General features: G+C 38.9%; 20 protein-coding genes. 10 read left to right on the forward strand and 10 right to left on the reverse strand.

The annotated features are described in order from the left end of the window. Positions 1 to 53: 53 nt before the first annotated feature. Positions 54 to 3,569: a nitrate reductase gene (locus tag EHO65_RS11905; RefSeq protein ID WP_208744072.1), complete on the forward strand. Its 3,516-nt coding sequence runs from the start codon at positions 54 to 56 to the stop codon at positions 3,567 to 3,569. 4 nt (positions 3,570 to 3,573) lie between these two features. Here EHO65_RS11905 and EHO65_RS11910 read toward each other — a convergent pair whose 3' ends face one another. Beyond that, positions 3,574 to 6,048: a SpoIIE family protein phosphatase gene (locus EHO65_RS11910; RefSeq protein ID WP_135774582.1), complete on the reverse strand. Its 2,475-nt coding sequence runs from the start codon at positions 6,046 to 6,048 to the stop codon at positions 3,574 to 3,576. A gap of 133 nt (positions 6,049 to 6,181) precedes the next feature. Continuing rightward, positions 6,182 to 6,718, reverse strand: a complete 537-nt coding sequence (locus tag EHO65_RS11915; protein ID WP_135774584.1) for a TetR/AcrR family transcriptional regulator — start codon at positions 6,716 to 6,718, stop codon at positions 6,182 to 6,184. Between the two features lie 151 nt (positions 6,719 to 6,869). Between EHO65_RS11915 and EHO65_RS11920 the strand changes: the two genes are divergently transcribed. From EHO65_RS11920 to EHO65_RS11935, 4 genes are all read left to right on the forward strand, one after another. Next, positions 6,870 to 8,039 carry an MBL fold metallo-hydrolase gene (locus tag EHO65_RS11920; RefSeq protein ID WP_135774586.1) on the forward strand — a complete coding sequence of 390 codons (1,170 nt, stop codon included), beginning with the start codon at positions 6,870 to 6,872 and terminating at the stop codon, positions 8,037 to 8,039. Between the two features lie 4 nt (positions 8,040 to 8,043). Then, a complete protein-coding gene (locus EHO65_RS11925) occupies positions 8,044 to 8,706 on the forward strand; it encodes an NAD-dependent epimerase/dehydratase family protein (RefSeq protein ID WP_135774588.1) in 663 nt (220 codons plus the stop codon). A gap of 56 nt (positions 8,707 to 8,762) precedes the next feature. Beyond that, a complete protein-coding gene (locus tag EHO65_RS11930; protein WP_135774590.1) occupies positions 8,763 to 9,635 on the forward strand; it encodes an AraC family transcriptional regulator in 873 nt (290 codons plus the stop codon). A gap of 84 nt (positions 9,636 to 9,719) precedes the next feature. Then, entirely contained in the window at positions 9,720 to 10,163 is a 444-nt protein-coding gene (locus tag EHO65_RS11935) for a DoxX family protein (protein WP_135774592.1), read from the forward strand. Between the two features lie 58 nt (positions 10,164 to 10,221). On the opposite strand, the gene EHO65_RS11940 is transcribed toward EHO65_RS11935, so the two are convergent. After that, entirely contained in the window at positions 10,222 to 10,779 is a 558-nt protein-coding gene (locus EHO65_RS11940) for an HdeD family acid-resistance protein (protein ID WP_135774594.1), read from the reverse strand. A 276-nt stretch (positions 10,780 to 11,055) separates the two neighbouring features. Here EHO65_RS11940 and EHO65_RS11945 point away from each other — a divergent pair, with 276 nt between their 5' ends. The 5 genes from EHO65_RS11945 (at position 11,056) to EHO65_RS11965 (ending at position 16,182) form a co-directional block, all read left to right on the forward strand. Beyond that, positions 11,056 to 12,396 (forward strand): PAS domain S-box protein, encoded by a 1,341-nt coding sequence (locus EHO65_RS11945; RefSeq protein WP_135774596.1) that lies wholly within the window; start codon positions 11,056 to 11,058, stop codon positions 12,394 to 12,396. A 6-nt stretch (positions 12,397 to 12,402) separates the two neighbouring features. Continuing rightward, positions 12,403 to 13,125, forward strand: coding sequence for a LytR/AlgR family response regulator transcription factor (locus tag EHO65_RS11950; RefSeq protein ID WP_135774598.1), 723 nt, complete (start codon positions 12,403 to 12,405; stop codon positions 13,123 to 13,125). Between the two features lie 136 nt (positions 13,126 to 13,261). After that, positions 13,262 to 14,650, forward strand: coding sequence for an MBL fold metallo-hydrolase RNA specificity domain-containing protein (locus tag EHO65_RS11955; protein WP_135774600.1), 1,389 nt, complete (start codon positions 13,262 to 13,264; stop codon positions 14,648 to 14,650). Positions 14,651 to 14,790: 140 nt separating this feature from the next. Further along, a complete protein-coding gene (locus tag EHO65_RS11960; protein ID WP_135774602.1) occupies positions 14,791 to 15,471 on the forward strand; it encodes a Crp/Fnr family transcriptional regulator in 681 nt (226 codons plus the stop codon). An 81-nt stretch (positions 15,472 to 15,552) separates the two neighbouring features. Further along, positions 15,553 to 16,182, forward strand: a complete 630-nt coding sequence (locus EHO65_RS11965; RefSeq protein WP_244243522.1) for a dienelactone hydrolase — start codon at positions 15,553 to 15,555, stop codon at positions 16,180 to 16,182. Between the two features lie 3 nt (positions 16,183 to 16,185). On the opposite strand, the gene EHO65_RS11970 is transcribed toward EHO65_RS11965, so the two are convergent. The 7 genes from EHO65_RS11970 to EHO65_RS12000 are packed head-to-tail and all read right to left on the reverse strand — an operon-like array spanning position 16,186 to position 22,128. Next, positions 16,186 to 16,941: a sulfite exporter TauE/SafE family protein gene (locus tag EHO65_RS11970; protein WP_135774606.1), complete on the reverse strand. Its 756-nt coding sequence runs from the start codon at positions 16,939 to 16,941 to the stop codon at positions 16,186 to 16,188. A 9-nt stretch (positions 16,942 to 16,950) separates the two neighbouring features. Then, a complete protein-coding gene (gene ccoS, locus EHO65_RS11975) occupies positions 16,951 to 17,109 on the reverse strand; it encodes a cbb3-type cytochrome oxidase assembly protein CcoS (RefSeq protein ID WP_135613653.1) in 159 nt (52 codons plus the stop codon). Next, entirely contained in the window at positions 17,106 to 19,574 is a 2,469-nt protein-coding gene (locus EHO65_RS11980; RefSeq protein ID WP_135774608.1) for a heavy metal translocating P-type ATPase, read from the reverse strand. Before EHO65_RS11980 ends, ccoS begins: the two co-directional genes overlap by 4 nt. Further along, positions 19,571 to 20,056, reverse strand: coding sequence for a FixH family protein (locus EHO65_RS11985; protein WP_135774610.1), 486 nt, complete (start codon positions 20,054 to 20,056; stop codon positions 19,571 to 19,573). The genes EHO65_RS11980 and EHO65_RS11985 overlap by 4 nt, the downstream gene beginning before the upstream one ends. Continuing rightward, positions 20,046 to 21,413, reverse strand: a complete 1,368-nt coding sequence (gene ccoG / locus EHO65_RS11990) for a cytochrome c oxidase accessory protein CcoG (protein WP_135774612.1) — start codon at positions 21,411 to 21,413, stop codon at positions 20,046 to 20,048. Before ccoG ends, EHO65_RS11985 begins: the two co-directional genes overlap by 11 nt. Positions 21,414 to 21,446: 33 nt before the next feature. Then, positions 21,447 to 21,980, reverse strand: a complete 534-nt coding sequence (locus EHO65_RS11995) for a cbb3-type cytochrome c oxidase N-terminal domain-containing protein (protein WP_135774614.1) — start codon at positions 21,978 to 21,980, stop codon at positions 21,447 to 21,449. A gap of 1 nt (position 21,981) precedes the next feature. Continuing rightward, the gene (locus EHO65_RS12000; protein ID WP_020768294.1) at positions 21,982 to 22,128 is read right to left on the reverse strand and encodes a cbb3-type cytochrome c oxidase subunit 3; all 147 of its coding nucleotides are present in this window, start codon (positions 22,126 to 22,128) and stop codon (positions 21,982 to 21,984) included. Positions 22,129 to 22,131 lie beyond the last annotated feature (3 nt).

The following is a 22,131-nucleotide window of genomic DNA, read 5'->3' on the forward strand; positions in this document are numbered from 1 at the left end:
GCCCAGTTTCCAAATAATCCAGGATCTGGCGTGATAATTGCATGACTATGAGTATGCAAAACTCCGAAACTTTTCAGACTACCTGCCCATACTGCGGGGTGGGTTGTGGCCTGAAGGTAGAAAAGTCTGGCCCTCTGGATATTTCTGTGAGCGGCGACCCGGATCATCCTACAAACAGAGGGATACTCTGTTCGAAGGGGATGAATTTGCATTATTCCGCCATGGATAGGACGGACAGGCTTTTGTTCCCTATGATGAGGGAAGATCGTTTTGCTCCTTTAAAAAGGGCAAGCTGGGACAAGGCTCTCGACTTCGCGGCGGAAAAATTCAAAAGTTTTATCAGAGAATTCGGTCCGGATTCGGTGGGCTTTTATGTTTCGGGACAACTTCTAACAGAAGAATATTATATTATAAATAAGTTAACTAAGGGTTTTCTCGGAACGAATAATATAGATACGAATTCCAGACTTTGTATGAGTTCCGCAGTCACAGGATATAAAATGGCATTCGGAGAAGATGCTGTCCCTGTCGGTTACGAGGACTTGGATCTTGCGGATTGTTTTTTGGTGGCAGGTGCAAATCCTGCCTGGTGCCATCCGATCGTGTTCAGAAGGATTGAAGCGAGAAAAAGAGAAAATCCGAATATCAAATTGATCGTGGTAGATCCTCGTAGGACTGAATCTTGCGAACATGCGGACATTCACCTCCAAATAGCTCCTGGAACAGACATTTATCTATTTCATGCAATTGCAAGAATTCTAATAGAGAAGGACTGGATAGATCCTAAGTTCATCCAAGATCATACGGAAGGATTTGAGGAATTAAAGACAAAAGTTTTTGAAATTTCTGTTTCTAAAGCTGCAGATATCTGTGGGATTTCTTCCGAGCTCATTTATAAAACAGCAGAATATATTTCTAAAGCAAATGGTTTTATTAGTCTTTGGGCCATGGGTTTGAACCAGAGTGTGGTCGGGGTAAATAAAAATTTAGCTCTGATCAATCTTTCTCTTCTTACTGGTCATATCGGAAAACCTGGCTCAGGTCCATTCTCCTTAACTGGACAATCTAATGCGATGGGAGGAAGAGAAGTCGGCGGACTTTGTAATCTTCTTCCTGCACATAGGGATCTGGAAAATCCGGAACATAGAAAGGAAGTCGCAAAATTTTGGGGAGTGGATTCTATTTCAGAGACTCCAGGTTATAGTGCGACTGAAATTTTTGAGAAGCTTGCTTCCGGACGAATGAAAGCTGTTTGGATCATTTGTACAAATCCTGCGGTAAGCCTTCCTGATGTGAGGGCTGCGGAGTCGGGTCTTCGTTTGGCGGAGTTTGTAGTTGTTCAAGATATTTCAGCCGATTCAAGTGTAATACCTTTCGCGGACCTTGTTTTGCCTGCAGCGGGATGGGCAGAGAAGAAGGGCACGATGACAAGCTCTGATCGGAGTATTTCCGTTCTTTCTAAAATTTTAGAACCTCCAGGAGAAGCGAGAGCAGATTCTTGGATCATACAAGATTTCGCAAAGCGAATGGGATTCGGTTCCTCTTTTCAATACTCGGATGAAGAAGAAATTTTTCTAGAACATTGCAGACTGACTGAAGGGACTAAGATAGATATATTAGGTTTAGATTATGAAGAAATTCGTAAACATAGGACCATAAGATGGCCTTATCCTCAAAAAGGACATTCGGATAATATAAGACTATTTGGTGACGGAAAATTTTATAGAAAGAATGAAAGGGCAAGGATCCATTCTGTAAGATCCGAAGATGACTCGGAAAAGCCGGACGAAGATTTTCCTTTAGTGCTTACCACAGGCCGGATCAGGGACCAATGGCATACGATGACTCGGACCGGTAAGGTCAAAAAATTAAGAGAACATAGACCTGAACCATTTTTAGAGATCCACCCGGATGATGCTTACAAATACGATATCAAAGATGGAACAGTGGTAACTATTTCGAGTAGGAGAGGATCTGTTCGTGCAAAAGCACTTCTGACTGAATCCATCAAACGAGGCGTTGTGTTTTTACCGATGCATTGGGGAAGAAAGAATGGGACGGATATATTCAGATCTAATAATCTTACAAGTTCCGCTTCTGATCCTTTTTCCAAACAGCCTGGTTTTAAAATTTCTGCAGTCCGTATCACTCCTTATAAAAAACCGAAAGAGAAAATACTCATAGTAGGTGGTGGAACTGCTGCTTACGCATTCCTGAAACAGTATAGGGATCTTGCTCCCGGTGACGATATCACAGTTATGTGCAGGGAGGAAAATCCGTTTTATAATAGAGTGCTTCTTCCTGATTATATTGGAGGAGAGAAGGAATTTGACGATCTGATGCCGACTGATCCTGACGAAGTCAAATCCTGGAATTTGGATCTGTTCCCAAATAAATCGGTCCAGATGATCTATACGGAAGGGAAGAAGGTCCGTGATACGGAAGGAACATTATATTCTTATAATAAACTTGTGCTTGCAATGGGAAGTTCTCCCGTTTGGCCTGCTAAGGTGCCTCCTGAGATGCAGGGAGTATTTAGTTTAAGAAGTAAGGCCGATGCGGATCGTATCAAAGGTTTTTTTGTTCCAAAATCTCATGCTCTGATCGTAGGTGGAGGGCTTTTAGGATTAGAACTTGCTGCCGCTTTAAAAGGTGTAGGAGTGCAAGTGACTGTTCTTGTTAGATCGGATCGTTTGATGTCCCAAAAGTTGGACTCAGTTGGAGCAGATATCTTAAAAGAAGAAATACTTGCGAGAGGGATCGAATTAATATTTGAATGTGAGATCTCTAAAATAGAAGGAACTGAAAGGGTTTCTAAAGTTCAACTTACGAATGGGAATTTTATAGAACCTGACGGGATCATCTTTGCTATCGGGACCAAGCCGAATTTCGAGATCGCAGTTAAAGGCGGATTGGATTGTAATAGCGGGGTAGTGGTGGATTCTTTCTTAAGATCTAGTGACCCGGATGTATATTGTATAGGAGAAATTGCGGAACATAAAACCGGGACTTACGGAAATATTTCTGCAGTAGATGACCAGGCTAAAATAGCTGCTCAACATCTATTCGGTTATGCATTTAACGAATACACCGGGTCCTTGCATGCTCATATCTTAAAAATCCCAGGCTTGGAACTTGCTACCATCCGTCTTCCCGATGTTCCTATGGAAATTCCTAAAGACAAAAGAGGAGAATTCGAAGAGATCATATTCTTAGATCGTAAAAAGCATTTTTATAAGAAATGTATTATTCGAAACGATAGATTGGTAGCTGCCATACTGATTGGAGATAAATCTTCTTTCAGTAGAATGAAAGACTGGGTTTCTTCCGGCATTGAATTAGGAGATCGCAGAAAACATCTTTTAAATGACGGTGAGATGATGAAACCTCTCCAAGGAAAGGTTGTCTGTTCTTGTAATGGAGTAGGTGAAGGTAATATTAGAGAAGCCATCCAGAATGGAGAAAGGACCCTGGAGGCTATTGGTAGAAGGACAGGAGCCGGAACAGGATGTGGAAGCTGCCGTTTGGAAGTGACCACTATCCTGAAAAGTATGTTAAAAGAAGTTTAATGAATTAATCTTGTTTAAACTTAGATGCCGTTAATAAAGCTTCTGCTCTTACTTTGTTTCCATTTTTATAATGTAGCTTACTTAAATGTTCCAGGTTCTTAGAATGGGACGGATCTCTCATTAGAAGAACTTCTCCGAAATCGATCGCCTTATCGTAATTCCCAAGTCTTGCAAGTGCATAAGAAACCCAAAGATAGACAGCGCTATCATCCGGATATTTTTCCAAATACTTTTGGCCTTCAGAGCCGACGTAGATATAATCTTTCTCTTCTATCGCTGTTCTGAGCGCTTTTCTGCGATTTGCTTTTTCGGAAATTGTATCCGGAGCCTGTTGGTTTTGGAAAGGATCATCCAAAATATCCGCAACAGAAGTCATCTCTTCCTTATAAGAAATTCTTACAAGGCTCAAGTCGTCGATGATATCACCTCTAGAATGAATCAGAGCTTCTATTTGTAGTAATTCTGCTTTTGCCTCTTCTACATCTCTTAAGAATGCTCTTTCGTCTTCGTTGATAATCTGGTTTCCGTCTTCGTTGATCCCAAGTTGTACATCGTCTCTTCCGTCGGAGCCGATTAAGATTACATCGTTCGGTTTGAGTTGGAGTGTTTGTACTACGAAAACTTCTTCCGGATCTTCCACTCCTACTTTTCTTAACATTCCATTTTCGGATAAGAAGTCTGCTCTTCCGTCTCTATACATCACTACTTGAGGATGTTCTGCATTTACGAAATACATTAGACCCGATTCTTCGTCTACGATACCTACTACCATGGAGATCAACATTCTACCATCGAAGGAAACGAATACGCTCTTCAATTCATGATAACATCTTCTGAGCCAATGTTCCGGGAAGAGTTCCTGCATTTCCGCAGTGTTTTGGGTCCTTGTGACTATGGTCTTAAAAATGGTTCCCATGATGAGAGCTCCACCGGCTCCCTGCATGGATTTTCCCATAGCATCACCATTAAAGAAAACTAATACAGGTCTTCCTTTTAATTTTAAGGAATATACTGCGCATAAATCTCCGCCCAATTCTCCCTGCCAATTTCTGAACTGGAACCTTTTCTTTTGGCGGCAAAGTATTTCTGCTCGTACGATATCGCTATGTCCATAGTTCCCGGCTAATGGTTGCATCAACTGAGAGGTTAGGAAATAATCCCCATCTTGTTGGTGTTTGAGTTCTTTTATCTCGGTTAGGCTTTTTTGAAGGTCATTCGTTCTTTGGCGAACCTTTTCTTCAAGACTAGCGTTTAACTCCTCTACCTCATTGTGAACACGAACGAAACGATTTGCTAATATGAATGCGATCCCTAATATAAATGCCAGGAATGTAAAAGGCATGATAAGCGCAGAATTGATAAGCCTATTCGTTACCGCATAGTCATGTAGACCGCCGAGGGCGATTAATGCAACTCCACCTAAGAGTAGCCTTGCATCAGAATTTCCCTTCCAAGCGGATCTTCCCGTAATGAATGAAATATAAGGAAGAACAAAAACTACTGTAAGTCCGGCAATGATGGTAAGTAATAAATCTCTAATGTATTGGTTTACAAATATATCTAAGAAGCCTACAATTCCATAAAGTGCAGCGGAATATACTGCAAATTTAGGATGTTTTCCTTGGAAGAACCTCGCAATAAATAAAAGAAGGCTTCCTATGAACATCATTAGAGAGAACTGATCTACTTTAGACTGTAATTGTCTATGGGATCCGAAAAGTATCTCCGCAGTGGAATTATTAGTAAGATGGAATATGGAGAAGAAGATAGCAAACAATCCGAAATATAAATTAAATATATCGCTTGGTCTTCTGATCGCTAAAAGAAGATGATAAAGTCCTACGCTGATATAAACTGCAGCTAGTAAGAATGCAACACTCAACTCCAATCCGAATTTTTTAAAAATAGATTCCGAAAGTCCTAAAGAAACTTTAGGTCCGCTCCAATGGAAAGGTTTTCCTGGGATCTTGCAGATTTTTGCATAAATATAATTTTCGCCACCCGGGCGGAATGCGGCGGCAGGAAGAACGGATACAATTCTTCCGTCTTGTCCGGAAAGATAAGGATCTCTTCGCCCTGTTTTTCCGATCAGACCTAATTTAGAAGTTTCGTTTAAATAAAATTCTGCAAAGTCCGAACTGTGACCTGAGTCGATTGCAACCGAGGTCTGCTGATTCATCCAGGAACGGACCTTCTCCGGTAGCGCATGACGTATCGAAATACATCCATCAAAATTTTGATAAACATCATCCGAACTAAAATCAAATGGGACAGTGATCTTAGTTCCTTTTTTGAAATCGGGATTTGTATTATTATCCGAGATAAATTCCCATTCTCCATTCAAGGAAAGAATAGAATCTTCTGCGATCCAAGAGGCCCTCTCACAATTACCAAGGAAAAAAACTAGGCAGAATATAAGAAGTTTTTGTGAGACAAATCTGTGTAAATTGGATGGAATGAGAAATTTCAGTTTGGTCATTACGATTCTTGTAAAAAGTCAGCTGCAGGGTATAATACCCCAATTTATTGGCAAGAGCTAAATCCTAAGACGTAGCATGATTGTAATTTTCGACCGGGAAAGGTCGGAAAATTATTGAAAACCGGAAATATCTCTAACGTGCGAATTTTTCTGTGAGTAATTCCACTCTTTTACGTAATACTTTTGTTTTTGGAAGATCTGCAGAAAGTCCTTCCAAGGCCAGGAAAAACACTTTTGCAGTTTCTTTGTCTCCTAATATCTGTTCCGCGAATTTGATAATTTGGCGTTCGTATTTTTGAGTGCTCTTTGGAGATAATTTAGAACAGGTTTCATAAAACTCTGAGGTCTTGGGCTTTCCTTCTATTTTAGCCCAGGGCTCGATCAATACTAACTCACAGACGCGCAGGAGTTTTTGTTTAGAGGAAATATTTTGGCTTAAAATCTTCTCCGCTTCTTCATAACTTCCTTCCAAGGTATAATCGAAGATCCCTTCGTATAGATCTTCCTTGTTCTTGAATTTTAAATATAGAAGAGGGCGAGACAAATTCGCCTGCTTGGCGATATCATCCATGGAAGTTTTGGCATACCCAAATTGAAGAAAACAGTATAAGGCGGCGTCTAAAATTTCCTTTTTTCTTTCCTCATCTATGAGAGATATCTTTCGGGTCATAAGATTATTTGACAAATTCATAAAAAAATGTCAACTTTATCCGGATTCCCAGGTCTGAAAAATTGACAAGTTAGATTAAAATTGTCAAAATGTAAGAATGATCTATTTCCGGACTTCGGGAGATCCATTCTAAACGAGGAAATAATAAAAAATGAAGAAGGTACACAGCTCTCGAAAATGGCTCTTCCCGGTCCTGGTCGTCCTCCTGGGTGGATCATTTTTTTATACCTGCCAAGCAATGGGTAAAAAGGCGGAAGGAGAAAGACTGATCAGAATACAAGCCTCTCCTCACTGGAAGGATGGGCAATTCGTAAACCCTCAACCTCTGATCAACGATTTCTGGATGGCATTGGGTAGTATGTTCAGACAAAGTGTGGATGTAAGTCCTAAAGATCCTGTCCCGGTTGTTTATGTGGAAAAATCAAGATTTTCTAAATTACCTGAATCTGGTTTGAGGGTCACTTGGTTTGGACATTCTTCTACATTGATAGAATTAGATGGAGTTAGGATCCTGACTGATCCTGTTTGGTCCCAAAGAACTTCACCTTCTTCATGGATTGGTCCTAAAAGATGGTATCCTCCTTTGATTTCATTGGAAGATCTTCCTGAAATTGATCTAGTATTAATTTCTCACGATCATTATGATCATATGGATTTCGGGACAATTTCAAAACTAAAAGATCGAAACATACTATTTGTAGTTCCGCTTGGTTTGGGAGCGAATCTTTCCTATTGGGGAGTTCCGACAGAAAAGATCATGGAGATGGATTGGTGGGAAACTGCGAAGATCAAAAACTTAGAAATAGTAAGCACTCCTGCAAGACATGCGTCCGGTAGATATCTTCTAGACAATGATGAAAAACTTTGGTCCAGTTATGCTCTTCTTGGGCCAAAACATAGAGTTTATTTTTCGGGAGATACAGGATTATTCCCTAAGATGAAAGATATCGGCGAAAAATACGGACCTTTCGATCTTACTATGATTGAAACAGGTCAATATAACCAAGCTTGGCCGGACTGGCATATCGGGCCGGAACAAGCAGTCATCGCTCATACACAACTCAAGGGAAAGGTCCTTCTTCCGATCCATTGGGGGCTTTTTGCTCTTGCTTCTCATGGATGGACTGAGCCTATAGAAAGAGTTTTAGAAAAATCTAAAGAACTTGGGGTTACGGTGATCACTCCTAAACCTGGAGAAAGTGCGGAACCTGGTTTACAAAAAGATTATATTGCCTGGTGGCCTAAACTTCCTTATAATTCCGCAAAGGAAGATCCTATCTTATCCAGCCAATTGGAAGAAAATACTGCGAGCGCGAGGTAATCATATGAAATTAAAAGTAATCATCACAGGTTCCACAGGAATGGTGGGAGAAGGTGTTTTGTTAGAATGTTTAGAAGATCCGAATATAGAAAAGATACTTCTGTTGAACAGAAAACCTTATGGCATTTCTCATCCGAAAGTAGAGGAGGTCCTACATTCTGATTTTTCAGATATTTCCGCAATCAAAGAGAAACTGAAAGGATATAATGTATGCTTTTTCTGCTCGGGGGTTTCTTCTATTGGATTAAGTGAAGAAGAATTTTTCAAACTCACTCATACATTGACATTGCATGTAGCGAGCACATTAGCTTCTTTAAATCCTAATATGAGTTTTTCCTATATTTCCGGAGCAGGAACAGATAGCACTGAAAAAGGAAAAACAATGTGGGCAAGAGTAAAAGGTAAAACAGAAAACGATCTATTAAAACTTCCTTTTGCAAAGGTGTATAATTTCCGTCCAGGTTATATGCATCCAACTCCTGGAGCAAAAAATACTTTATCAGCTTACAAATATATTGGTTGGAGTTTTCCAATCTTAAGAACGATTTTCCCAAAACGTGTTTCTACTCTGAAACAACTTGCCGTTGCTATGATACGTGCGAGTGAAAATGGTTATAGTAAGAATACTATAGAAGTGGAGGATATTTTGGAGTTGTCCAAGACCTAAAATAACCTTTTAGTTTTTGCTTGCAATTTTCCTAAAAATGTTCGGACTTCAATTGGATGTCTAAATCGGCGGGGAAAGTTCCTTTGATCCATTTGTCCGAAATTTCGGAAAATGTTCAGGATAAAATATTCTACGCGGGTAGGTTGGAAGACCTACCTCCTAGTTTTTCTGAATATGATAGCTCTCACAGACATTCTTACTTTGCGGTTTTTTATTTTTCGGAAGGAAAAGGAACTCATAAGATAGATTTCCAAAATTTTGAAATAGAAAAGAATTCGATTTTCTTCTTAAAACCCGGACAGGTTCATTCTTGGAAATTTGATAAGAAACCAAAAGGATTCGCTCTAAAGATCAGTCCTGAATTCTATCTGGAACAGAATGAAAAAAATTCCGAACTTAGAAATTATCCGTTTTTCGGATATGAACCCGGGTTATCTAGGATCTTACTCAAAAATCTCTCAAAACTAAAGTCAGACTTTATCAGATTGGTAACCGAATTCGAAGAAGGTTCGGAACCTAAAATTTTATTTTTACTCAGCCAATTGATCTTATTGCAGATCAAAAAAGAATACGATACTTCTTCCGAATTATTCATAAAGAAGAATCGACCCGTTTTCGAATTTCAAAGTTTATTAGAAAAACATTTTCTAAAAGAAAGAGGGACTTCTTTTTATTCCAGAAGATTGGGCCTTGCTCCTAATACTTTAAATCGTCTTTGCCAAAATATTTTAGGAAAATCTGCCAAGTCCGTGATCCATGATAGGGTTTTACTTGAATGTAAAAGATTATTGATACATTCGGATCTGAATATCACTCAGATCTGTTTTGAGTTGGGATTTATGGATAATGCATATTTCAGTAGATATTTTAAAAAACAGACAGGTGTGACCCCCGAACAATTCAGGGAGTCTGGACGAAAAGCACAATAAAATACATCTTTCGTCCATTTACTTTTTTTAGACTTTTCATATTCTTCTTTATGGAACCTTAGGGATCCATATTAGGAGATTTTAATGTTAGAGAAGTTTTTTGCAACCGAGCCGAATTTTATTTTTACGGTAGCTAGATTGGTTTTGGGGATTGTTATGATCCCTCATGGCGCTCAAAAATTATTCGGATGGTTCGGCGGTTATGGTTGGAGTTCTACTCTGGGATTTTTTTCCTCGCAGGGAATTCCTACCCTCATCGGAGTTCTTGTGATCTTGGCAGAATCTTTCGGAGCTTTGGGATTGATCTTGGGATTTTGTACTAAATTATCCGCTTTTGGGATAGGTATCACAATGTTGGGAGCGGCGATATTCCAAAGACAAAACGGATTTTTTATGAACTGGTTTGGGAACCAAGCAGGAGAAGGTTATGAATATCATGTCTTAGCAATGGGACTTGCGTTTATCCTGACATTCTCCGGCGGAGGAGCTTATTCATTAGATACGGTATTTTCCGAAAAATTGAAATAGATAGATGTAATATAGATATGTTCCTGGACCATTTCCGGAACATGTCTATATTAAGAACTTATGATTTACGTCTCTCTATTTTGAATTCTTTCCATCCTAAATATAAATTCCCCAAGCCTGATATTAAAAATCCAATACCGGTCCAGAAAACGATCGTAAATATTCCTATCAAAGGAAAGAACAATACGAATATCGCAAAAAGTAAGGTGGAAATACCTAACACGAGAACATATCCCCAATGAGAGTTTCTTAACCTGCGTATTTCGATAGAGAAGGATATTAAGGAAACGGACCGAAATATCAGTAAAAATCCGAATACAAATGGGAGTGTGACTGCGGTGATTTCCGGATGGAGGAATAATAAGGAACCTATCAAAATGTCTAGGATTCCTACCACTAAATTCCAGATGAATATCTCGGTGTGTTTTTTATTATATAAAGAAAAGATGATATGGCTTGCCCCGGTGGCAGCTAAGATTACGGAAAAAGCAAGAGCCAATACTAAAAAACTTTGTCCTGGAAAAAGCACGGTTGCGATACCGGTTGTGATCCAAAGGACTCCAACTAATATTTGGATCCACCAATGTTTGGAATCTTGAAATGTTATGTTTGTCATGAATTGTCTACTTGATTGTAATCGATAAAAAATCGGCGAATTTGAAATGGATTCGCCTTATTCGGCCCTTAGGAAGGGGGTTCCATTCATTTCAAATACTCTTATATCAGTTTTAAGCCAATTTTTAGGGTCAGTCAACAGCGGAAGGGAGAAACAGCACGATCCAAAAAGGCAAAAGCAAACCTACAGGGTTTTCCGCTTGATTATGATTGCGGAGAAACTGATATTACGTAATCTACCGATGACTTACGCAGAGATATTACTATTTAGGAGTATATGGAAAACGAAGTTAGAATAAAAAAAGTTTTGGATAATATGCCTATCCTATTCTTTTCCTTGGATGAGAACCTTAGGCCTGTTTCCTGGAACTATGAATGTGAAAGAGTTTTAGGATTTTCTTCCGAAGAAATTCTAAACGATAAAAACTTCTCCTTTAAAAATCTAATCCAGGTAAAAGGGGAGGGAGAATCTTCCGGATTCAATCCTGAACTTTTGAACTCTGAGTTCAAAAATTGGGAATTGGATCTAATCTCTAAGGATGGAAAAACAAAGTTAGTCTCTCTTTCTAATATTTCGTCTGAGTCAGGCTCCATAAATTGGTTTGTGGGTGTGGATATCACAAGGACCAAGGAGATCGAAAGAGAATTAACGAGTTCATTAAAGGAACTTTCCGATTTTCAGACTGCACTTAATGCGGTTTCGATCGTTGCGATCACGGATAAAGCCGGTACGATCATTTATGTGAACCAAAACTTCTGTGATATAAGCGGTTATTCAAGAGATGAACTTTTAGGCCATAACCATCGTATCATCAACTCCGGGTACCACCCTAAGGAATTTTTTGTAGATCTCTGGAAGACGATTGCAAAAGGAAAGATCTGGAAGGGTGAGATTAAGAACAAAGCAAAAGACGGAAGATATTACTGGGTGGATACAACCATTTCTCCTATCTTGGACAGTAATGGAAAACCTTACCAATACCTTGCGATCCGAAACGATATTACCGAAAGAAAAGAAACAGAGGAGAAGGCGAGACACGCAGAGAATAATCTGAAAATCCTACAAGATAGGATGAGCCCTCATTTCCTTTTTAATACTTTAAGTATTATTCATTCTTATTTACAAACAAATCCCGGACTTGCTGATTCTGCAATTTTGATGCTTGCAGATAATTATAGATTTCTAATGGACCAAGCGAATCAGCAACTTGTCCCGTTCGATATAGAATGGGAGTTTATGGAAAATTATCTCCAACTTTTGAAACTCAGATTTTCTGATTTCTTGGAAGTAGAATCTGAAAAGTCGGGAAATTTTAGACAATGCCAAATCCCTCCCTTAACTTTGCAACCTCTTGTGGAAAATTCTTATATTCATGGTTTAAGAGATAGGAAAGGAAAAGGTAAGATCAGCGTAAAAGCTTCTATCGAAGATGGAAAAACTTTAGTGACCATCCGAGATAATGGAAAGGGCCTAAGTGATGCAAATATTCATTCCAGAAGTATTGCAAACATCTCGGAACGTCTGAAATTTTATCTTTACGATTCCGAAGTAAAAATTGAAAATCATCCTGAGGGTGGCGCGATAGTCACTATCGGTTTTAAATCAGCGAAAAATTAGAAACGTATGACAGAATGGAAAACACTAATCGTTGAGGATGAGGCACCTACCAGGGAACTACTCGTAAATTATTGTTTAGCCCGACCGGAATTAAAATTAGTAAAAGTCGCTAAAGATGGGGAGGAAGCGTTAGAATATCTTCAGAATGAAGAATTCCATCTTGCGTTTTTGGATATCAATCTTCCTATTCTTTCCGGTTTAGATATTTTAGAAAGACTGGAAAATCCTCCTTACATTATTTTTATCACTGCCCTAAGAGACAAAGCAATCGAAGCATTTGAATTTGGAGTGATAGATTATCTTCTCAAACCATTTTCTAAAGAACGATTTTTTAAGGCCGTGGATCGTGCATTAGAAATTTTGGGGAATGAGGCGGATAAACCTTCTAAGAATATTTTTAATGAACATGGGCTTTTTATTTTAGAAAAGGAAAATCATTTTCTAATTCCCTATGGAGAGATCATCTATATTTCTTCCAGAGATAATTTTAGTGTGGTCCATACCGAAAAAAGACAGTATGTAACTTATAAATCCTTGAAAAGTCTCGAGCAAAAACTTCCTCCTGGCAAGTTTTTGAGAATATATAAACAATACATAATTAATCTGGAAAAGTTATCTCATTTACAAAGTGATAATATGGGAAATTATTCAGTTCATTTAAAAGATGAGGATGAAACACAACTTCCTGTAGGAAGAAAATATATCTCCAAGATTAAAGAACTTCTTTAATTTCTCCCTGTGATTCTGCCGTTTAAGAACGGATTTCCCCGTATTCCATCTCCGCCATTGACTTAAGAACGAAATTTACTTATCCTTTTCCCTTTGCTGCTAAGCAGGAATAATCACGCCAAAAGGGGAATATCAGGTGGAGAAGCAGAAAGAGGATCGTCTCGCAATTTTACAATTTTTAGGAGGAGTGGGAACGGTTACCGGTTCCAAATATCTCTTAAAAGTATTCGGTAAAACTATACTGATAGATTGCGGGCTTTTTCAAGGAGAGAAAAAGTTAAGACTTTTAAACTGGGACTCGGACCAATTTTTTCCAACCGAAATAGATCATATTCTTCTTACCCATGGGCATTTGGACCATTGCGGATATTTGCCAAGAGCGGTCAAAAAGGGATTTAGAGGCAAAATATTCGGTACAAAACCTACATTAGATGTAGCTAATATAGTTCTGAAAGACAGTGCAAAACTGCAGGAAGAAGACGCAGAACTTGCAAATGCTGGCGGATATTCCAAACATAAACCCGCTTTTCCTTTATACGATAGTGAGGATGCGGAAAAAACGATCAAATTATTCCAAGCAGTGGAGATTGGAGAATGGTTCGAACTGGAACCGAATATACGATTTCGTTTCAGGTATAATGGCCATATTTTAGGAGCTAGCTTCATAGAGTTGAAGGTCGGAAATAAGACCTTAATTTTCTCAGGAGATATTGGAAGAGATGAGGATGCTCTTTTATTTGCTCCGGAAAAGCCCGAAGAAGGGGATATTATCCTAATTGAATCCACTTATGGAAACAGGATCCATAGGGGAAATCCGATCAAACGTTTGGCCCAGTTGATCCATGAATTCTCCACTTCTAAAGGGACAATTATCATTCCTTGTTTTGCCGTAGAAAGAATTCAGGCAGTCATGTATTTGATTTGGAAATTAATGAAAGAGGGTGAGATCCCTAATATTCCGGTGTATATGGATTCTCCCATGGGTTCCAAAGTTTTAGATTTATTTAATGTATACGGAAGTGAATGGCATAAATTAAAGGAAGAAGAGTTAGCCGAACTTAAAGAAGATATATTCTGCATCACTGAATCTTCCGAGACCAAAAAAATAGCTAACAAACGAGGTCCTAAAATTGTGATCGCTGGAAGTGGAATGGCCACAGGGGGGAGAGTACTTTCTTATTTGGAACATTCTTTAGGAGATCCTAATTCTTTAGTATTATTCGTAGGTTACCAGGCGAAAGAGACCAGGGGAAATAAACTATTAAGGGGGGATACGGAGATCAAGATTCGAGGCAAATACCACCAAGTTAGATGCGATGTCCAGAATATAGATGGACTATCCGCTCATGCCGATCAAACGGAACTGATCAATTGGTTATCCAAGATCAAAACACCACCTAAAGAAGTGTTCATTGTGCATGGGGAAGAGGATGCAAGTCGGATCTTGGGAAATAGGATCCGCAATGTATATGGTTGGGAAACAAGAATCCCGGAAAGGGGAGAAGTTTTCGAATTCGAGGTGTAATCAGGGATTTAGGGCCTAGAATTTTCACCCTGGAAATCCGCAGGAAATCACCTCAATCGGTAGGATATCCCACCGGCCCTTGACCTTTGCTTTTTTCTCACGTATGGTAAATACATCGAGATAGAAAAGGGACTTAAAACATGACTAGCGCAGTAAAAATCGAAGCTGAAACAAACCGAGTTTTACCAAGAGAAATTTTTCCAAAAGAAAATATTCTACACCACCATGAACTTAATTTTACCCGTAGGAAGATTTCCAAAAACGAGATCTTATTCTCTCAAGGAGAGCAGGCCAACGGATTTTATATAGTCGAGACCGGCTCCATCCGATCTTATAGAACTTCCGGTTCCGGAGAAAAACAGCATACATTCAAAATTTACCATCCAGGTAACTGGGTAGGGATCAGAGACGCTGCTATCGGCGGAAATTATCTGCACCATGCTGTTGCACTTGTTGAATCCACTGTTTTATTTGTGGAAGAAGAAGAACTCCGCAGACTTTTAAATTCTGATTCTGAATTCCAAAATTCAGTATTTAGACAAGTGACTATAGAAGCAGTAGAAGCGGAGAATAAGATCTATTCTTTAGGAACTCGTCAGGTTCACGCAAAACTTTCAGAATTTTTATTACAATTATCAGAGTCCCAAGACTCGGAAGAAGATCTTCCATTCACTCGTGAGATCATGGCATCCATGATCGGTGTGACTACAGAGACCTTGGTACGTGCCTTGGCTGATTTCAAAAGCAGAGGTTGGGTGGAGATAGACAAAAGAAAAATAGTTATCAAAAATGAAGAGGCTCTTCTTCGTTTATTGGATTAAGTATCCGAACCTTTTCTAAATCGAAAATTAAAGTTTTATAAAATGGTCCGGTATGATTTTCAAACCACTCTCGACTTTCAAGTGAATCGGGTCCAGCTGAAAGGAGAACTTTTTATTCCAAGCCAGGCTGCGTTTTTAGCGGTCCTGGTTTTGGATGAGAAGGAAGACAAATTTGCGGATCGATTTTCTAAGATGAGAAATTTTCTGAATGAAAGGGGAGTGGCTACTCTTTTTCTAAAAGGTTTATTGACCCAAGAAGAAAGGGAAATCCACGCAAATCGTTCCGATATTAATCTTTTGTCAGATCGTCTTTCGGAGATCACTAAACAGATCAAAAATATAGACGGTGCAAATTCTTTAAAAATTTCTTATATAGGTTCGTCCGCAATTGCCGCTAGAATGTTCCGGGCAGCCGGAAGTTCAGATTCTCCCGTGGAAAGTTTGATACTGATAGGGAATGGTCTCCAAGAGTATAGTGGAAAGTTCTTGAATGCTTCCGTATTAAATATTTTAGGTGAACTTGATTTTACCGGAAGAATAGTGAATCGTTCTGTTCTTTCTAAGATAGAAAGCTCTATTAAAAAAGTCTATTTTGTACCTGGATCTCCCAGCCATTTTGAGGATAATACAAAATGGTTCATGGTATCGGAAGCGATACAAAGATGGTATCTATTCCCTGAAAAAAGATCCAGGGAATTCTCCGAATTTTAAGATTTAATGATGGTGGTGGTGATGTCCGCCTTCTTCCGTTTTTTCCCCAGGCTCAGAATGATGATCATGAGTATGATTCATTCTAAACAACATCAAAGAAATAGAAAGAAGAATGATCGCAAAGCCTGCGAGTTTGAGTTTGTCTTTTCCGAATTTCGCTAAGATCATTCTGGATCCTAAACCAAATCCGAAAAGTAAAGGAAATGTACCTAAAAAGAAAAAGAACATACTGAGTGCGCCGAATGCCGGTGAACCTGTTGCAAATGCCATTACGAATGCGGGATATAAAATTCCACAAGGTAGAAATCCAGTCAGCATTCCGAATGTAAATCCGATCACTAAGCGAGAACTTGGGCTTTTATTCTCTCTGGCTTTTAGAAGTTTAGATCCAACTTTAGAGAATACTTTGGAAAAAAACCTATTTTGGGTCCAATCTTTTTGGAATAGGATAGAAACTCCGAAGAGAAGTATAAAAGCTGCTCCAAACCAAGCTGCAAATTCTTGAGCAGGAAGTAAGAGTGAAAGGCTTTGGTTTGTGATGTTTCCTAAAAATCCAAAACCCAAACCGATAGAAGTATAAGAAACCAATCTCCCTAGATTATATAAAATTTGTAAAAGGACAGGACTCGTTTTTTTGTCAGAAGGAGAAAGTGTTAGATTTAAACTTCCCGCTAAAGGTCCGCACATTCCCAGACAATGGAAAGAACCTGTTAATCCATTTAAAAAAGATCCGAATAATATCGCAGATACCAGTTCCATGATAAACTCCTAATTCGATTTGTCCTGTTTGTCTTCTTCGAATAACATTCTGTATTTAGGGCCCTCGATATCTTCATATTGGCCTGATTTGAGATTGAGTAGGAATATGTAAAATGCTCCGAATGAGATCATGAGTGCGATCGGAATTGTTAAATACAAAGCGTTCATGTAAATACCCTATTTTTTAAAGAAATTGAATTTAATACTACAGTTAGAGAGCTTAATGTCATAAAGCCGGCACAGATCACAGGAAGCATTAAACCTCCCGCCGCGAGAGGAATCATTATGGAATTATAAACTAAGGAAAGGCATATATTTTGTAAAATTACTCTTCTTGTTTTTCTGGCAATCAAGACAGATTTTGGAAGTGAATCCAATCTGTCCTTCACCAGGATAATATCCGATTTATCCAAAGAAAGATCAGAACCCATTCCCATGGAGATCCCCAGATCCGCCTGCGCTATACATGCAGAATCGTTGATCCCATCTCCTACCATAAGAACCACTTCTCCGGAAGATTGGGCTTCTATAATCCTTTCTTTTTTTTGTATCGGAGTTAGATTTGCTTTGAAGTTTTGAATACCTAATTCTTTGGAAAGTGTTTCCACCTTTGATGGAATATCTCCGGATAGAATTTCCATATTAGAAAAGAATGATTTTAATTCTTGAATGGAACCCTTTGCTTCGATTCTGGCCTTATCTCTAAATTCCCAGGCAACTAAAGGAATACCGTTTTCGGAAAGATGGACCCATCCATCATTGTCCGGTTTGTTTTCCCAGGCAAAGCTCTTCTTTCCGATCCTATAGATCTTGTCTTGGAATTTTGCTTCCATTCCTTCTCCTGGAATTTCTTTGTAGGAGTTCCAACCTGAGAAGTTGCTGCTATTTGGATCGTTCGAAATATCATCTATAGAGATTTTTTCCAAGAACTCAGGTGACTCACTCGTAAACGCTTCTATAATCGATTTAGCGATCGGGTGAGAGGAATTAGATTCTAATCGAATTGCAATTTCTCTAAACTGAGAGCGGTTTTCCTCTAACGCGAAATACTTTTCCGCGTTTAATTCTAATTTTCCTGTAGTCAAAGTTCCGGTTTTATCAAAGAAGATCCGGTTTGCTTTTGCTAAAATTTCCACGGATTCAGGATTTTTGACGAGAACCCCTTCTCTGGATTGAAGCAAATGACTGATCACGAGAGCGGCTGGAACACTTAAACCCAAAGCGCAAGGGCAGGCTACGATCAATACGCTGATCGTATTTAAGATTGCGTCTTCTGTTGAATAAAATCTAAACCAATAGATAAACGTTCCTACCGCAACAAATAGGACTACTTTGATAAATACTGCAGCCAGTTTATCCGTACTTCTTTGGATTTTCGGTTTTGTTAATAAAGAATCTTCTAATATTCTGCCTATTTGAGCCAAGGAACTTTCATTTGCATTTCCTTTTGCTTGGAATTTTACGTCTGTAGAAAGTGAAACCGAGCCTGCTTTGATCTCCGCTCCCTTGGATTTTCTGATTGGTTTACTTTCCCCTGTCAAAACGGATTCGTCGAAAAATGCAGTTTCTGATTCTAAGATCCCGTCTACTGGCGCCTTACTTCCCAAGGATAATCTGACTGTGTCTCCTTTTTCGATTGAGGATGCAGAATGTTTGGACCAGATTCCTTTTTTGGAAACTTCATATTCTTCAGGAAGAAGGGAGAGTAATTCTCCAATTTTAGCTCCTGCCTTATAGCGGATCATTGCTTCGAAATATTTTCCGAGTAAAATGAAGAAGTAGATGGTACAAACCGAGTCGAAGTAAACTTCTCCCTTACCGGAAATGGTTACATAGATACTATAGAAGTAGGCGAGACTTACTCCTGCAAATAATAATGTGTCCATTCCGAGTAGTTTTCTTTTCCAAGATTCGTAGGCTCCTTTCCAGAATGGATAACCTGAGTAAAAATAAACCGGAGTAGCAAATATCCAGGAAATATAATGGAATAAATTTTTAATATTGAATTCCATTCCTTCGAAATACCCGGCGTATAGACTTGCGGAGAATAACATGATATTCCCCCAGCAAAAGCCAGCGACTAACATTCGAATGCTCAATTCTTTGAATGGTTTCTCCACTTTAGATTCGGCTTTTAGTGGGGAATATAATTTGGCTTTATATCCTAAACTTTCGATTGTTTTTAAAATTTTTCCGAGTGTGATCTTAGAAAGATTGAATCCTACTTTGAGCCTTCCCGTTCCGAAGTTGATCCTAGCTTCTTGGACTCCTTCCGTTTTGGTCAGAACGGTCTCAATTAGCCATACGCAGGCAGAACAATGTAGGTTGGTGACTGTGATATATACATTTGAATCCGAGCCGTTCTTTTTTTCTAAATATTCCGAATATACGGATTCGTTGTCTAAATCTTCTAAGGAATTTTTTTGGACTTCTCTATCGATCGGTTCTAAGGATTGGGTACCTCTGATCTGATAGAATTGGTCTAGTCCGTTTTCGAGTAATAGATGAGAGATCTCTGCGCATCCGTTGCAACAATATTCTCTTTCCGATCCTTGTTCTGTTCTGCGTATAGATACTCCGTCAATTTCAGTATTACAATGAAAACATAATGTTTTGTTTTCTAATACTTTCAATGGATTACCTTAACTGATACGGTTTTTTCCAAAGTTCCTTCCGGGATTTTTGCAGAAACTGAAACTCTCCATTCTCCTGGGAACGGGATAGAAAGTGTTCCTTGGTATTTTCCTGGAATAATTTCTTTTAAGCTGATTGTTTCATTGAATTTTTCAGTAGCCGTTTTATCCAATAGGACTTTGATCTGTGCACCTTTGATCTTTTCTTGTCCGTGTTTGAATTCCAACTCTAGTTCTTGTTTTCCTGATTGGAGAAGTTTGGGATTTTGGATCCAATCCGCTTGGAACCCATATCCGTTCTCTATCATTTTTCTTTGAGAGAGAATGGATTGTTCGTATTTGAGTCCTTTTTCGTAATAATTGGAATCGATAGTGGGAGTATGTCCTGCTAATGCAAGTTTTACTGTGAAAAATGTGGCCACGAATAATGTTAGGAAGGCAAACTTAATCACCCAAAATGCTCTTTTTAAACTAACGTCCATGGACTATCCTCTCATCATTTGGTAATTTCCATCCGGATATAGATACCGGAAGTAGGAATGGAACTGTTTCCGATTTGGAATATTCAGAATCCTGAATGTCTATCACTTTTAGCTTAATATCATGACTTCTTCTTTTGGCGTCTTGATCCGCTATTTTAAGTTCTATAAATAGCCTGTATCTTTCTTCCGAGTTTCCTTTTAGTTCTACTGTGGCTTCTTCTGTTCCGCCGACGAGTATTCTTCTTTCTCCTTGAAGATCAGAAGTTTCTATTTCGAATTTTAAGGTTCTGTCTTTAGAGGTCAGATTTTGCATTTGTACTTCATAGAAGTTACGAACGATCCCTTCTTGGACTAACATAGGTTGGATGTTTCTGTCAGGAAGAACTGATAGATAGAGTGGGACTCTGCTGGATAATAAGATTCCTATAGCAGAAATTGTAAGAATTAAAGAAAGGGCGTAAACGATTGTTCTTGGGCGGACCCAGCGGATAGGAGATCCTTTTTGGGAGATTTGGTTTTCCGACCAATAGCCTATTAGTGATTTTTTATTTTCCTTAGCCATTTGTTTTGTGCATGCGTCTGAACATTTTCCGCATGCGATACACCAAGGATTTGCTCCATCTCTGATATCTATACCTGTAGGACATACAACAAGGCACATATTACAAGCGGTACAGTCACCGATCTTTGTTTTTCCCTTTCTTCTAGGTTCACCTCTTGTGTAATCATAGGTAATGTTTACCGAATGATTGTCCATCATCACTGTTTGAAAACGTGCATATGGGCAGCCGTATTTACAAAACTGTTCTCGTATGAATGCTATATCTGCATACATCGCGAATGTAAAAAATCCCAGAAATAGGGACCAGGTAGGGAAATCTAAATTAGGATTTTTGAAATAAGAGATCATTTGGTATGGATCTGAAAAGTAAGAGATCCAAGCAAAAGATGCAGCAAAGCTGACTAAGATCCAGGCTATATGAGTTAAAATTACTAATGCGGAGTTTGCGTCTTTTTTTCCATATTTGGAATCTTGGATTTTTCTTCCGATCCAATCAAAAATATCTGAGTAGATGGTTTGAGGACAGGCCCATCCGCACCAAACTCTACCGATTAAAGTAGTAAATAAGAAGAGGCAAAGTCCTGCCGCTATTAGGAATAGATGAAGAAAGTATCCTTCCTGTGGAATAAAAATATGACCGAATAGAAAAAACTTTCTATCCGGTATATCCAATCGGATAACTTGAAATCCGTCCCAGCGAATCCAAGGAGTTATAAAAAAGAGAAGTACCAAGAATACCTGGACGTAATTTCTGGCGGTCCTTATCTTTCCTTGCATTGGCCTTGAAATGATCATTGCTCCTCCTATTGATTCATTGGGACGGTTAACTTATTCGGAAGATTTTAGCTCCGGATTCTTGGAAGCCAACCAGGCAAGCACTTGGTAAACTTTTTCAGAACCTAATGAGTTCTCATGAGCAGGCATTGGTCCTCTACCTAACTTAGTCCTTTCTACGGAAATTCCCTTCATTACGGTTGTATAAAGTTCTAGATCCGTATTTCCATGCAGCCATTCTTTATCCATTAGATTAGGGCCTACTAGACCTTCTCCTGTTGGACCGTGGCAGGCTACACAATAGGTTTGGAATGCTTTCTGTCCTGCATTGATTGCGTCTTGATTCCCTCTGAATGGATTGGATCCGTCAGTGGACTCAACTGCAACGTTACGATTCGGGAATTCTTTCTCGTATTCTTGGATTTGGGCAGCGTAATACGCGCTTGTTCCCCAATCCGAAAACACGTGGAAATATACCGCATAAATTCCTGCGAAAATTATACATCCTAAGAACACCCATTTCCACCATTCAGGAAGAGGATTGTCTGCCTGTCTGATCCCGTCGAATTCCTTGTTTGGGTCGCTCATATTAATCCTCCTCCAGCATTCTGAATTTAGGTTTTTCCATTCTTTCCTTTCTGGAACTTCTATATACGTATAAGATAATCGTAAATATGGAAAGAACCAGGATAGGAAGTCTTAATGATTTATAGATTTGTAATGTATCTAGATCCATATT

This window comes from Leptospira andrefontaineae (assembly GCF_004770105.1).
GTDB classification, from domain to species: domain Bacteria; phylum Spirochaetota; class Leptospiria; order Leptospirales; family Leptospiraceae; genus Leptospira_B; species Leptospira_B andrefontaineae.